Source organism: Micromonospora sp. IBHARD003, from assembly GCF_056106285.1.
Map to the genome: position 1 here is coordinate 3,215,521 of NZ_JBWBBX010000001.1, position 12,211 is coordinate 3,227,731.

The 12,211-nt window shown below is 68.8% G+C and carries 12 protein-coding genes; 4 read left to right on the top strand and 8 right to left on the bottom strand.

Going from position 1 to position 12,211, the window contains the following annotated elements; translation table 11 throughout:
• Window positions 1–281: 281 nt before the first annotated feature.
• Both ACTWOL_RS14335 and clpS read right to left on the bottom strand, forming a co-directional pair.
• Entirely contained in the window at window positions 282–875 is a 594-nt protein-coding gene (locus ACTWOL_RS14335) for a DUF2017 domain-containing protein (protein WP_474297076.1), read from the bottom strand.
• Window positions 875–1,186 carry an ATP-dependent Clp protease adapter ClpS gene (clpS, locus tag ACTWOL_RS14340; protein WP_474297077.1) on the bottom strand — a complete coding sequence of 104 codons (312 nt, stop codon included), beginning with the start codon at window positions 1,184–1,186 and terminating at the stop codon, window positions 875–877. Before clpS ends, ACTWOL_RS14335 begins: the two co-directional genes overlap by 1 nt.
• A gap of 224 nt (window positions 1,187–1,410) precedes the next feature.
• Here clpS and ACTWOL_RS14345 point away from each other — a divergent pair, with 224 nt between their 5' ends.
• Window positions 1,411–2,742: a nicotinate phosphoribosyltransferase gene (locus ACTWOL_RS14345; protein ID WP_474297078.1), complete on the top strand. Its 1,332-nt coding sequence runs from the start codon at window positions 1,411–1,413 to the stop codon at window positions 2,740–2,742.
• A 153-nt stretch (window positions 2,743–2,895) separates the two neighbouring features.
• Window positions 2,896–3,480, top strand: a complete 585-nt coding sequence (locus tag ACTWOL_RS14350) for an isochorismatase family protein (RefSeq protein ID WP_474297079.1) — start codon at window positions 2,896–2,898, stop codon at window positions 3,478–3,480.
• Window positions 3,481–3,580: 100 nt separating this feature from the next.
• On the opposite strand, the gene ACTWOL_RS14355 is transcribed toward ACTWOL_RS14350, so the two are convergent.
• Window positions 3,581–3,871 (bottom strand): hypothetical protein, encoded by a 291-nt coding sequence (locus ACTWOL_RS14355; RefSeq protein WP_474297080.1) that lies wholly within the window; start codon window positions 3,869–3,871, stop codon window positions 3,581–3,583.
• A gap of 146 nt (window positions 3,872–4,017) precedes the next feature.
• On the bottom strand, window positions 4,018–6,450 hold the full coding sequence (locus ACTWOL_RS14360) for an immune inhibitor A domain-containing protein (RefSeq protein ID WP_474297081.1): 2,433 nt from the start codon (window positions 6,448–6,450) through the stop codon (window positions 4,018–4,020).
• A 417-nt stretch (window positions 6,451–6,867) separates the two neighbouring features.
• On the opposite strand from ACTWOL_RS14360, the gene ACTWOL_RS14365 reads away from it, so the two are divergent.
• Entirely contained in the window at window positions 6,868–7,188 is a 321-nt protein-coding gene (locus tag ACTWOL_RS14365; RefSeq protein WP_474297082.1) for a hypothetical protein, read from the top strand.
• Here the strand turns inward: ACTWOL_RS14365 and ACTWOL_RS14370 are convergent.
• Both ACTWOL_RS14370 and ACTWOL_RS14375 read right to left on the bottom strand, forming a co-directional pair.
• Window positions 7,174–7,929 carry an RDD family protein gene (locus ACTWOL_RS14370; RefSeq protein ID WP_474297083.1) on the bottom strand — a complete coding sequence of 252 codons (756 nt, stop codon included), beginning with the start codon at window positions 7,927–7,929 and terminating at the stop codon, window positions 7,174–7,176. The genes ACTWOL_RS14365 and ACTWOL_RS14370 overlap by 15 nt on opposite strands.
• A gap of 99 nt (window positions 7,930–8,028) precedes the next feature.
• Window positions 8,029–9,534, bottom strand: coding sequence for an RDD family protein (locus tag ACTWOL_RS14375; protein WP_474297084.1), 1,506 nt, complete (start codon window positions 9,532–9,534; stop codon window positions 8,029–8,031).
• Window positions 9,535–9,787: 253 nt separating this feature from the next.
• On the opposite strand from ACTWOL_RS14375, the gene ACTWOL_RS14380 reads away from it, so the two are divergent.
• Complete coding sequence (locus ACTWOL_RS14380; protein WP_474297085.1) at window positions 9,788–10,297, top strand: SsgA family sporulation/cell division regulator; 510 nt, start codon at window positions 9,788–9,790, stop codon at window positions 10,295–10,297.
• A 257-nt stretch (window positions 10,298–10,554) separates the two neighbouring features.
• Here the strand turns inward: ACTWOL_RS14380 and ACTWOL_RS14385 are convergent, their stop codons facing one another.
• The gene (locus ACTWOL_RS14385) at window positions 10,555–11,646 is read right to left on the bottom strand and encodes an IS630 family transposase (protein WP_474296322.1); all 1,092 of its coding nucleotides are present in this window, start codon (window positions 11,644–11,646) and stop codon (window positions 10,555–10,557) included.
• 33 nt (window positions 11,647–11,679) lie between these two features.
• On the bottom strand, window positions 11,680–12,060 hold the full coding sequence (locus tag ACTWOL_RS14390) for a VOC family protein (protein ID WP_474297086.1): 381 nt from the start codon (window positions 12,058–12,060) through the stop codon (window positions 11,680–11,682).
• Window positions 12,061–12,211 lie beyond the last annotated feature (151 nt).

Genomic DNA, 12,211 nt, shown 5'->3' on the forward strand with positions numbered 1-12,211 from the left:
ACGGCCGGCGGTCTGCCGGCCGAAGCGCCCCGGGTACATGGGTGGCGTCCCCAGGCGGTCGTGAAGATCTATCACGCCGGGAGGGGTGATCATTCCCGCGAATTGTGGCGCACGCCACAGGAAGAACCGGACATAGGTGCCGCGTGATCCCAAAGATGGGTGATCAAGTGACGCGATCGTTATCCGGATTTGAGCGTCCTCTGAGCGAACGGTTGGTAACGCTATGGAGTCGCCCAGGTCACGGTATGGGTGTCACTGCGTCACGGTGTGACGGCATGACGTCACGGCGTGAGCGTCTCGACGAGCGTCTCCTGGAGTGCCCCGAGCCAGAGGTAGGCCATCACCATCGGCTTGCGCGGATCGGAGTCCGGCAGCCGGTACAGCTCGCCGCTCTCGTCCTCGTCGGCGACCTCGAGCCGGGTACCGATGGTCAGCCGCAGGTCGTTGAGCGCTCCCAGCCAGTGCATGGAGTCGCCGGCGGTCAGCTTGAGGACCGCACCGCCCTCGCCCGTTGCGGTGAGGGCGTCGAGGCTGCGGACGACGGCCAGGGCGTCATCCCGCTTGCGGGCCCGCAGGTCGTTCTCCGTATAGCGCCTGAACTCGGCCGAGTGGGCACGGAGTTCGTCGTCCTCGCGGTCGCCCTCGGGGTCCCCGTAGGCATCCGGGAAGAGGCGGGCCAGCGCGGGGTCCGACGGCGGCTCGCTCGGGCCTTCGGCAAAGAGCGCGGCCAGCGGGTCCTCACCCTTGGTCTGCTCATCGCCCGGCCCGATCAGCTCGAGCAGCTGCACGGCGAGCGAGCGCAGGATGGAGATCTCGACCTCGTCGAGCGCGACGGCAGCGCCGCCGCCGGACAGCGCCTCGAAGTGGCCGGCCATCAGATGCGGTCCTGGGAGAGCGTCGCCCAGAGTCCGTACCCGTGCATCGCCTGCACGTCGCGTTCCATCTCCTCGCGGCTGCCGCTGGAGACGATGGCGCGGCCCTTGTGGTGGACGTCCAGCATCAGCTTGTGGGCCTTGTCCTTGGAGTAGCCGAAATAGGCCTGGAACACATAGGTGACGTAGCTCATCAGATTGACCGGATCGTTGTGCACGATCGTCACCCACGGGACGTCGGGTTCGGGTACGGCGAAGGTCTCCTCGGCCGACTGGGGACGTTCGATCTCTGTGGGCACAGTCACTCCACCCATGCTGCCACCCGAGGGGGCCCGTCGCACAAACGACCCCACCGTAACGGCCACACCGTTCCCCGTCCGGAGGGCGGTTCCGCTCCTGCGGCGGTCGCCGCGCAAAGACCCGTCCCCATCCCCCGGGTGCGCGTCGGCGGGCCGCCCCGGCCGTCGGCCACCGGCCCCGCAGCACCCCGGCCACGACATCTCGTCAATCTGACGAGATGTGCGCTAGCATGCTTCCCATGGACACCGCGGACCTGAGGCCGCCGGTCGACGTACCGTCGACCGCGCTCTTCACCGACCAGTACGAGTTCACGATGCTGAAGGCGGCCCTGAAGGCCGGCACGGCCGAGCGCCGCTCGGTCTTCGAGGTCTTCACCCGCCGGCTGCCGGACGGCCGCCGCTATGGAGTGGTCGGGGGCATCGGGCGCGTCCTGGACGCCGTGGAGAACTTCCGCTTCGATCCCCGTGTGCTCGGCTTCCTCCGGGACCGGGAGATCATCGACGAGCCCACGCTCCAGCTGCTCGCCGACTACCGCTTCAGCGGCGACATCTGGGGATACCCCGAGGGCGAGGTCTACTTCCCCGGCTCACCCGTGCTGCGGGTCGAGGGCTCCTTCGCCGAGTGCGTGCTGCTGGAGACCGTGATCCTGTCGATCCTCAACCACGACTCCGCGATCGCCGCCGCGGCCTCCCGGATGTCCGCCGCCGCGGGCGGGCGCCGCCTGATCGAGATGGGTGCGCGGCGCACCCACGAGCTCGCCGCGGTCGCCGCCTCGCGCGCCGCGTACGTCGGCGGCTTCGACTCCACCTCCGACCTCGCCGCGGGCTTCCGCTACGGCATCCCCACCGTCGGCACCAGCGCCCATGCCTTCACGCTGCTGCACGACACCGAGCGCGACGCCTTCCGGGCCCAGGTCGACTCGCTCGGCGAGGGGACGACGCTGCTCGTGGACACCTATGACGTCGCCGAGGCGGTCCGTACGGCGGTGGAGGTCACCGGGACCGGACCCGGGGCCGTGCGGATCGACTCCGGCGACCTGCTGCTGGTCGCACACCGGGTGCGTCAGCAGCTGGACGAACTGGGCGCACGGGACACGAAGATCGTCGTGACGTCGGACCTGGACGAGTACGCGATCGCCTCGCTGGCCGCGGCTCCGGTCGACGCCTACGGCGTGGGCACCCAGCTGGTCACCGGCAGCGGGCATCCGACCTGCTCCATGGTCTACAAGCTGGTCGCCCGGGCCACATCGGCGGAGCCGGGGGCGCCACTGGTCCCGGTGGCGAAGAAGTCCACCGCGGGGAAGCAGTCGGTCGGGGGCCGCAAGTGGGCGGCCCGGCGGCGCGACGAGCAGGGCGTCGCCGAGGCCGAGGTGCTCGGCACCGGTCCGCTTCCGCAGGAGCTCGAAGGCAGGGAGCTGCTGGTCGAACTGGTCAAGGGCGGGGAGGTCGTCGCCCGGGAGCCACTGGACGCGGCTCGCGAACGGCATATCGCCGCGCGGGCGGGGCTGCCGCTGTCGGCGGTCCAGCTCTCCCGCGGCGAGCCGGTAATCCCCACGGAGTACCACAGGTGATCGGTATGAACACCGGCGACTCATGAGACGACGGTCGTGACGAGCAGGGCCGCGAACCGCGGACGAACCCACAAATGCCCTCTCCCGCAAGGCGATTGAAGTCTCTACCCTCGAAATATTGCCCGCCGATCCCCACACCGAAGGATATCCGCCATGCACCGCGCATTGGTCGTCGTGGACGTGCAGAACGACTTCTGCGAGGGGGGCAGCCTCGCGGTGAAGGGAGGCGCGGACGTCGCCGCCGCGATCACCGACCTGATCGGCGACTCCACCCCCGGCTACCGCCATGTGGTCGCCACACGGGATCACCACATCACGCCCGGCACCCATTTCTCGGAGCAGCCGGACTACGTCGACTCCTGGCCGCCGCACTGCGTCGCCGGGACCGAGGGGGCGAGCTTCCATCCGAACTTCGCCCCGGCCGTCGCCAGCGGCTCGATCGAAGCGGTCTTCGACAAGGGCGCCTACGAGGCGGCGTACAGCGGTTTCGAGGGCGCCGACGAGAACGGCATGACGCTGGCCGAGTGGCTGCGCGCCCGTGACGTCTCGGAGATCGACATCGTCGGCATCGCGACGGACCACTGCGTACGGGCGACGTCGCTGGACGCGATACGCGAGGGCTTCCGCACGCAGGTCCTGCTGGATCTGACCGCCGGGGTCGCCGAGGAGACGGTGGCCCGGGCGCTCAGGCTGATGCGCGAGGCGGGAGTGGAGCTGTCGGGGAAGCCGGTGGTCTGAGCTCCCCGGCAGGAAAGCCGGTGATCTGCCCGGGGCACGGACCGGACACAACCGGACCCTCGCGCTCCCGGGCAGCCCCTGCCCTCTGCCGCTCTGCCGGTTACGCGCCGGTGGATCGCAGGAGCGCCCGAATCGGGTGCCAGAGCTCCTGTGCGGCGATGCCCTCGTGGGTACGCCAGAGCAGCCCGTCCGGATGGTGCAGCACCGCCGTGATCTCGTCCGGTGTCGGCGGCTCCGAGTTCCCCCGCAGATAGACCGCCCGCAGTCCCAGGTTCCGCAGCCGGGTCAGCGCCCGCGCCCGGTTCGCCGCATGCACCAGAACCCGTACCGTTCCGCCGTTGCCGGCCGGATCGGGCAGGCCGATGGCCACTACGACACTGCCGCCTGGCAACTTGCAAAATCCTCCGCCGGGCATGCCGTATCACTCCCCCGTGAGCTCGCTGTCAATAAGAAGGTGGTCAGAGGCACCTAAACACGATCGGCCGCCGCCCGCTAGGGGGCGACGGCCGATCATGCTTTGACCTGCGACGATGTCACTTACTTCGTCGAGGGACCAACCTTCACGGTGATCGTCTCGCCGCTCTTCGGCTCCTTGACGATCGAGATCCGGGTGTTGGTGTCAGCAACCTTGACACCGGCGGTCGCGGTCTCCTTGTACCAGTACGTACCCTTGCGGTCGTCGAACACCGGGTTGCCCGCGTGCGAGCCGATACGGCGCGCGACATCGGCCTTGTGCAGGGTGATCGTGTCCGAGCGGTACGTGCTGAACGTCGAGTCGAACGCCTGGATGCGGTTGCGCATCAGCGTGCCGTCGGCCCACTTCAGCGGCTTGGCGTTGGCGTCGACCGGGAGGATCAGACCCTCACCCGGGTGCTGGCTGGTGTTGTTGTCCTTCTGGGAGGTGTCCCAGAGCCAGAGCAGCAGACCGTTCTGGTACGGGTAGTGCTCGACCCAGCCGTCCTTCGGCGCCTTGAAGCCGAAGTTGTACGGGCCGACCTTGAGGGTGCCGTCGTACGAGACGTACTGGCGGTTCTCGGCCAGGTAGTACTGCTCGTACTCCTTGGTGAAGGACTCGCCGATGCGGGAGAAGCCCTTCGAGGTCCAGCCGTTGTCGTCGCCCTCGGCACCGTCCGAGAACAGCGGGGCGCCGTCGGCGTTGACGGTGATCCCGTCGGCCGCGAAGCCCTTGCCGCCCGCGCCGCCGTCCGTCTCGTAGCGGAAGCGGACGTCGACCTTCTTGCCCGCGTACGCGTCGAGCGAGTAGGCGAGCTTCTTGTACGCGCCCGACTGGCCGGTCAGGGCCGGGGAGTCACTGGCGTCCCGGGTGATCGGCTTGCCGTCGGCCGTGCCGTCGATCGCGGTCCAGGTCTTGCCGCCGTCGGTCGACACCTCGGTGTACAGGAAGTCGTACTCGGCCTCGATGTCCCACCAGCCCGAGAGCTCCAGGGACGCCTTGGACTTGCCCGTGAGGTCGACGGAGCGCGTCAGGGTGTTCTTGAGGTCGTCACCCATGTCGCTCCACCACTGCTTGGAGCCCTCGGCGGGCTTCACCACGGTGGTGGTCTTCTTCTTGTTGGGCAGCTCGACGAGCAGGGCCTGCGGGTTCTTGGTGTTGTACTCCGCCACACCCAGCTTGTGGGTGGACGACTTGGCCGCCTTGCCCTTGGTGTAGTTGAGCCAGCCCAGCTTCAGCTTGTCCCAGGCGTTCATGTCGCCCGGCATGTCGCCGATGCTGTCCTTGCCGGTGCCCAGCCAGGAGCCGGAGGACATCAGGGACCAGAAGCCCGTGGAGTTGTCGCCGCCACCGGAGGTGTCGTACAGGTCCGGCAGGCCCAGGTCGTGACCGTACTCATGGGCGAAGACACCGAGGCCGCCGTTCTCCGGCTGCATGGTGTAGTCGCCGACCCAGATGCCCGACGTGCCGATCTGGGTGCCGCCGGCCTTGTTGTCGGCCGGGCCGGTCTTGCCCTTGTCGCTGCCGTAGGCGTACCAGCGGTGCGCCCACAGGGCGTTCTCACCCTCGGCGCCGCCACCGGCCGACTCGTCCTCGCCCGCGTGGACGATCTGGAAGTGGTCGATGTAGCCGTCGGGCTCGTTGAACTCGCCGTCGCCGTCGAAGTCGTAGCGGTCCCACTTGTCGTACTCGGACAGCTGCTTCTTGATCTCGGCGTCGGTCTTGCCCTTGGCCTTCTGGTCGGCGGTCCAGGCGTTGACGCCGTCCTTGACCGCGTCCCACACGTTGCTGCAGTTCGACTGACCGCAGTAGTTGGAGCCGTAGCGGGCCTCGTTGTACTCGACCTTCACCCAGTCCGAGACGGTGCCCTCGACCGAGTAACGGCCGGAGGAGGTGCGCTCGTAGTAGGTCTTCAGCGAGTGCCTGGGCTTCCCCTTCTTGTCCTTGCCCTCGCCGAAGTACAGGTCCTGGAAGTGCTGGCGGTTGTAGTCCTTCTGCCAGGCGGTGGAGTTGTCGACCTTGCGGTCCGGCGCGGCGATCTTGTTGTGCAGCGGACCCGCGGTACCGCCGTACTTCTTGACCGGCGGCTTGGGGCCGTCGCCGTCAGGGTCGAACATCGTCGCGTCGTCGACCTTGTCGCCGAACTCCACGAGGATGGTGAAGATCTTGTCGGTCTTCTCCCGGCCGAGCTCGACGTACTTGTTCTTGCCGAGCTTCACCACCTGCGAGCCACCGCGCCTCTGCACGGCCGCTTCACCGGAGATGACCTGCTCCAGCGCCGCCTTGCGCTGCTGTTCCTGCTGCTTGCTGAACGGGCCCTCGAGATTGTGGTTGACGTGGGCCTTGTTCTCGCCGGCCTTCGGGGCTGTGCCCGGGGCCGGGTCGTGGCGCTCGACCCCTGTCGGCGCCTTGTTGTTGTCGGCCTGGGCCATGGTGAAGGCCGAAGCCGTCGCGCCGGTCGCTGCGAGCGCCACGAATATCGCGGAAGCCCTGATTGCCCGTCGTCTGCTGGTCACTTGATGGTGTCCTCCCCCGCGCCCGCATCATCGCGGAACCAAGAGTGTGGGGAGGGTCCGCGCGCGGTTGCGCGTCACAAGTGACGTCATTCGACAGTAGTTACCAAGGAAAAGACAGCCCTTGACTTGCACAGGCCAACTGCACTATGCAGAAGCGCCCTTCCGGTATCCGGACGGGTGGGGGCGCAGAAGACAAGGGAAAACCCTATTGCCCCTCGCGATCAGAGGGGAAGGCGCACCGAACTGTCCAGCCCTCGGAACGGATGACTCCATGCGCCCCCCGTGCAACCGCGCCGTGGGTAAGGTCACGCTTACCGCTGGTTCCGCTCGGGCATCCACCTTCGTAAGGGCTGCTGCCGGACTTCGCAGCCCTGAGCGACACACAACGATTCGATGCTTCGAGGGGCGGAAACCGTCATGCCGCGTCCTACTGCCGCACAGCTCGTCTACGGTTCGGCCACCGTCGTCATCTCGACCGTCGCCATGCTGCTGCTCTCACGCACGACCACGGGTATCGGCGTCGCCGTCATCGGCGTCGCCGCGCTCGCCCTGGGCCTACTGGTCGCGATGACCGTGCCGCTGCCCGGCAGGACGACGGCGGCGCACACGATACGTCAGCATCGTGGCGCCGCCGTTCCCGGTGATGCCGGGGCCGCCGAGCCCGCCGCCCGGATCTCCGTCGCCCACCCGCGTCGTGGGGCCGAGTCCCGGGTGAGTGAACACTCACTGCGTCGTTGACACCACCACCGTCTTCGCGGCCTTGTCGTGGAGGCCCTGCTTGTACGGCTTGTCGACGAGGATCATGATCAGCAGGATCAGCAGCCAGATACAGGGGCAGCAGATCAGCGCCGGCAGCCAGAGCACGGCGGCACGCACGAGCGAGGACCCGAAGTCGGGTGTGCTGCCGTCGTTCAGCATCGCGACGCGCATCTTCATCAGCTTCTTGCCGAGCGTCGCGCCGCTGCTCTTGACCATCAGGGCGTCATAGAGGACGAACGCCAGGATGGTGATGATCTGGTACACCACTGACGAGCCGGTGTTGACCTGGCCGATCCAGTCGTCGAAGTCGAGGTTGTCCATCCCCCGCCTGTCATAGGCGCCGAACGGGATGGCGATGAGCGCAAGCGGAATGACGACGATCAGCCAGTCGATCAGTCGGGCGACGATACGCCGGGCCGAGTCGGCGAGCGGCGGCATCCCATGCATCGGATCGGGCCTGCCGTAGGGGTCGCCGCCGTAGGCGCCCGGATCGTACGGGGGCATTCCGCCTGCCCCGCCGTACGGGGAGCCGGGAGGCGGCGTGCCGTACGGACCCCCTCCACCAGGCGGAGGACCACCGGGGGGAGGACCACCGGCGCCGGGCGGGGGCTGGGGCCCCTGGGGGCCCGGAGGCTGCTGCGGTCCCCCGGGCTCCGGGGGCTTCTTGCGGAAGGGGTCGTCCTCGGGCTGTTGGCCGGGCGGCGGCTGGTCGTTGCTCATGGGGGCAGTGCACCCCGGCCGGGCGGGCCCCGCAACGCTGTACGCGCCGTTCGGGGGAACCCCACCGGGCCGACGACGGGTCGTCGGCCCGGACAGGACCTAGCCGGCGACGAAGGTGTGCGCCACCTTGTCGTGCCAGCACTGGCGCCATGGACGGTCGAACACGCACCAGAGCACATTGACGAGGCCCAGCAGCAGCACGCCCAGCACCCCGTGCACCAGCCAGCGCAGCAGCGCGGCCGTGAAGGCGGGCGTCTCATGGGACTCCATGTGCCGTACCTCGAGGCCCATCAGCTTCTTGCCGAGCGTACGGCCCCACTTGGCGGTCGGCAGCGCCTCGTACAGCACGCCGAGCAGCAGCAGCGCCACGACCGCCAGGCCGAACATCAGGCCCGTCGTCGGGTCGATCAGCCAGACGGTCACCGTCTCGCCGGACATCTTCGCCGCCTGGATCTTCTCGTCGATGTGGTCCACCGCACGGGTGATGAGCGGGAAGGTCACGGCCCCCACGATCCCACCCAGCACGACCGTGTCGATCAGCCGCGCCGCGAACCGCTTGCCCAGCGCGGCGGGACGGGCCGCCGCCTGGGCCTGGGCAGCCTGCAGGAACGGGTCGCTGACCGGCGGCTTCCACGGGGCGACCGGCTGTTCCTCGGCCTCGTACCGCCCCTGGGCCAGCCGGTGCACCTGCTGGGCCCAGGACGCGGCCCCGCCTCCGCTCCCGGCACTGACCGGCGCCTGCTGCTGCGGCACCTGCGCCTCGGCTTCGGCCTGGGCGGCCCTGGCCTGGGGACGGGCCTGTGCCTGGGGCGAGGGTGTACCCGGGGCGGCCTGGGCCTGAGGGGATTCGGGCTGCGACTGCTGCTGCCCCGGCGAGCGAAACGTCATCGTGCCCTCTGCGGGCGCCGTGTCGCCCCTCGGCTGCTGCGGGCGCAGCACGGCGGTGGGGTCGGAGAAGGACGTGCCCCCCTCACCACGGCCGGCGCCTCCCGCGCTGCGCACTCCCGGCAGTGCACCTCCGGTCGGGTCCACCGGAGCATCGGCACCGGCACCGGCGGCGCCGTCTGACGACGGGCCGGGCGCCCGGTCGAAGCGCATGCCGGACTGCGCACCCGCCGCGCCGGTCGCCGCACGCGCCTCCCGGGCCGCTGCCGGACTCCACGCCTCGGCAGGAGATGGAGCCGAAAGACCTTCCGGGGCCGCCGCGGGGCCCGCGCCGGCCGTCCCCGCGCGGGGGTCCTGGGGCGCCCCCCACGAGACCCGGTGGTCGCGGTCGCCGCCGAAGCCGGACTGATGGGCGGTGTCGGCCTGCCAGGCGGAGGCGGGCTCGGGCCCGCGGCTCGCCATCGGCTCCGGGTCCTCGTCCAGGAAGACGGGACCGGTCTCCTCGAGCGAAGGTGCCGGCGGAGCCATCGGTGAGGCCGTCGCCACCGGCATGACGTTCGGCGGTGCGGGCAGCGGCTCGCCGTTGGTGGGCGCCGGCCGGCTCGTGCCCGGCACCCAAGCCACACCGTTCCAGTACCGGACGTAGCCGGGGATGGACGGATCTGGATAGAAGCCGGCGGCGGGGCTTCCGTCACCGGTCGCCGGGGTTGGGGCGCTCATCACCGTGGTCCCGTATCTCCTGGAGGGCCTGGAGGCATCGATTCAGGGTCCACATCTATCAGACCGACGCCCGGCACCGGGCCTGTCCTGCCATAAGGCCCACTTTCCGGTATGGGTGTCCGCCTCCGCCACAGTCGTGTCCCAAGTCACTGAGAAGTTGGTGGGGGAAGTCACGTAATAGTCGGCGGGGAAGGCGCTCTCTCCCTGCGTGGCCCGCTCCGGGGCCTCGTGCCAGGAAAGGAAGTGCACTCTCATGCACACGGTGGTGGAACGCGAACTGGAGCTCAAGCTGGTGCTGTCGCCGGAGCGGAGCGTCCCCGTACCGGCGAGGCTGACCTATCGCACGGACGATCCGTTCGCCGTGCACATCACCTTTCACGTCGGCTCCGAGCACCCGGTGGAGTGGGCGTTCGCGCGAGAACTGCTGGTCGAAGGGGTCTTCAGGCCGAGCGGGCACGGGGACGTACGCATCTGGCCCACCAAGGTCGACGGGCGCAGCGTCATCCTGATAGCGCTGACCTCTCCGGACGGGGACGCCCTGCTGGAGGCACCCGCCGCGCAGGTCGCCGCCTGGCTGGAGCGCACGCTGCGGGCGGTGCCGCCGGGCACCGAGGCGGAGCGGTTCGGGATCGACGACGTCCTGGCGGAACTGCTGGCCGCGGCGCCCCACCGCGTCGACGAGCTGTATCCGCGGGACCCTTTCCCCGCGTTCGGCGGCGAGACGGCGAGACCGGCGGAGGACGCGCAGGACGGCGAAGCGTAGGGCGGCGGCGCGTAGGGAGTCCTTCGGAGACCGGCCAGGGCGGGGTCCGCTGCCAGGCGTAGGCGGGCCGATGACCTATCCGGTCACAGCACTAGGGGGCTTCTGACGGATCTCCGCGGCGTCGCGACGCCCGGCACTCACTCTCGCCGCACCGGCCGAAAGCCCAAGTACGTCCCAGTACGAGGGCTTCCAGCCGGCACCCCGAGAGCACGCACCGGACGCCGCTCCTTCCTCCACGGAGATCCATCAGAAACCCCCTAGTGACCTGAGTCAGAGATTCGTCGGCAGTAGGCGGCGACTTTGTCGAGGATCTCGTCGGCGGTCTTCGTCCAGACGAATGGCCGTGGGTTGGTGTTCCAGTCGGTGAGCCAGGTGCGGATGTCGCGTTCGAGGGCCTGGACGGAGCGGTGGACGCCGCGCTTGAGCTTCTTTTGCGTGAGTTCGGCGAACCATCGCTCGACCAGGTTCAACCAGGACGCGCTGGTGGGGGTGAAGTGCAGGTGGAAGCGAGGGTGAGCCAGGAGCCACTGCTTGATGGCTGCTGTCTTGTGGGTGGCGTAGTTGTCCAGGATCAGATGGACCTCGAGGTCCGCGGGTACCTCCTTGTCCAGCTTGGTGAGGAACTTCTTGAACTCGATAGCACGGTGACGACGGTGGAGGGAACCGATGATCTTGCCGGTGGCCACTTCCAGGGCCGCGAACAGGGTCGTGGTGCCGGCCCGGACGTAGTCGTGGCTGCGACGCTCGGGAACGCCGGGCATTATCGGCAGCACGGGCTGAGACCGGTCCAGAGCCTGGATCTGAGACTTCTCGTCCACGCACAGGACCAGGGCCTTCTCCGGTGGGTCGAGGTAGAGACCGACAACGTCGCGGACCTTGTCGATGAAGTATGGGTCGGTGGACAGTTTGAAGGTCTGCGAGCGGTGCGGAGCCAGGGCGAACGCCCGCCAGATCCGGGAGACCGTCGACTGCGACATCCCGGTGGCGGCAGCCATTGACCGGGTCGACCAGTGCGTTGCGTTAGCCGGCCGCTCTTCGAGCGTCTTGACGATGACCCGCTCGACATCAGCATCGGTGATCTTCCGCGGGACGCCTGGCCTCGGTTCGTCGCACAAGCCGTCCAAGCCTCGCTCCAGAAAGCGACGCCGCCAGGTACGGACCGTATCCGCAGCCACCCCCAGACACCGCGACACCTCCGAGATCGAGTGCCCCTCGGCGCACTCCAGCACGATCCGCGACCGCTGGGCCAGAGCCTGAGCCGTCGTACGCCGACGCACCCACCCCAGAAGCACAGCCCGTTGGGCATCAGTCAACAACAGCGGCGGGATCTTCGGTCCAGGACGACTCACACCGAACTAACGAAGAACCTCCGACTCAGGTCACTAGACGTAGGTATGGGTGATGAACTCGATGGAGTGGCCGTCGGGATCGTCTATGTAGACGCCCCGCCCGCCGAAGTGATGATTGATCTGCTGTGGCTGCGCGTGCGAAGGATCGGCCCAGTAGGGGATCTCCTGCTCCGTGATTCGTCCGAAGATCTGGTCGAACTCCTCTTCGGAGACGAGGAACGCCAGATGCTGCGACACGATGTCCACGTCGGCCCGCTCTTCGAGGTAGTCGAGTGTGACGCCGTTGGCCAGCGGGACGCTGGCGAACGGTCCGAAGGGCTTGGGCTCCGGGGCGTCGATCAGGTCGGTGAGGAAGCGGGCGCCGGCGAAGCGGTCGCGGCTGTGGACGATCGTGTGGTCAAGACGAGCGGGCACGGCTCCTCCTCCGTCGTCGGTCCGGTGGTGTCTCCTCCGGTCCTGCCTCCACGGTAGGCGGCGCCCCCGGCCGTCCGACAGGGCGCCTCGGCGGCCCGTGCAGGGACCGGGGAGCCGAGGGGCCGGAGGCACGGGGGCGAGGACGCCCGGC